This is a genomic window from Acinetobacter sp. NIOH-H-8 (assembly GCF_046635365.1).
GTDB lineage: Bacteria > Pseudomonadota > Gammaproteobacteria > Pseudomonadales > Moraxellaceae > Acinetobacter.
Genome location: NZ_JBHDVN010000384.1, coordinates 1 through 380, shown reverse-complemented (window position 1 = coordinate 380; position 380 = coordinate 1). Strand labels below are relative to the sequence as shown.

Annotated in this window: 1 protein-coding gene; it reads right to left on the bottom strand. The window is 59.7% G+C overall.

Annotation, left to right across the window (positions count from 1 at the left end; translation table 11 throughout):
- A partial coding sequence (locus ACEWB7_RS18770) for a DUF2238 domain-containing protein (RefSeq protein WP_411581198.1) occupies window positions 1-315 on the bottom strand: 315 nt, incomplete at its 3' end.
- Window positions 316-380 lie beyond the last annotated feature (65 nt).

The window sequence follows — 380 nt, the reverse complement described above, 5'->3', positions numbered from 1 at the left end:
CCCCTGGAAGAAGTGGCCAATCTTGTCATAGGGGTTGCGACTGAGATCGAACCACTGCTGCAGGTCGAAACCGAGCGGCACCCGGGCATAGGTGTAAGCCCCCCCCAGCATCAGCACGGCCCCGTGCAGAAAGATGCACAGGTAGAGAAGGCTGGTGAGGGGGTAGCTGCGCTGACTCAGCAGCAACAGCGGCAGGACGATCAGCACGGGGGCGACTTCCAGCAACCAGGTGACCCTGTCATAGGGTTGCCAGCCGGAGAGCACGAGCAGTACCAGGGTGAGCAGCAACAGGAGGAGTTTTTGATGAGATGTCATAGGGAGCCTGTGAGGGAGGAGGAACCTGACTTCATGGTGTAGTCCCAATCGGCGCGAGACGAAAG